The sequence below is a fragment of the Chryseobacterium sp. SIMBA_029 genome (assembly GCF_046535275.1).
GTDB lineage: Bacteria > Bacteroidota > Bacteroidia > Flavobacteriales > Weeksellaceae > Chryseobacterium.
Genome location: NZ_JAWRXA010000065.1, coordinates 1 through 392, shown reverse-complemented (window position 1 = coordinate 392; position 392 = coordinate 1). Strand labels below are relative to the sequence as shown.

Annotated in this window: 1 protein-coding gene; it reads left to right on the top strand. The window is 59.7% G+C overall.

The window, feature by feature from the left end:
• Positions 1-392: hypothetical protein (locus SB679_RS23220; RefSeq protein ID WP_410704649.1), on the top strand; the 392-nt coding region annotated here is incomplete at both ends.

Sequence of the window (392 nt, the reverse complement as noted above, 5' to 3'; positions counted from 1 at the left end):
CTCATGAGCATTGGCATAATTCTGAGCCTCCTGTTGCTGGGATTGGTCCTCCTATTTGCCTTCGTTTTGCCGTCGGTGACCAGCCGTACCGTCCCTTTTGGTGTGCGGATACCAGCCCACCATGCGGCAGATCCCGTAGTAGCAGGCCAAGCCCGGATCTACCGCTGGCGCGTGTTGGTCAGCGGCATCGTCGTAACGGTCTTGGGGGTGGGAACCTTCACCCTGACGGGACAACCCTTACTGCTGCCCGTGTCCGTGCTGGTTCTGATCGGCGTTTGGTACTGGTGCTTTTTCATGGCCAACCAAGGCATCCGGTCCGCCAAAGCCGCGGGAGGCTGGTACGAGGGGGTTCACCAAGGCATTGCGATAGACACCGGACTCCGGACCAATCC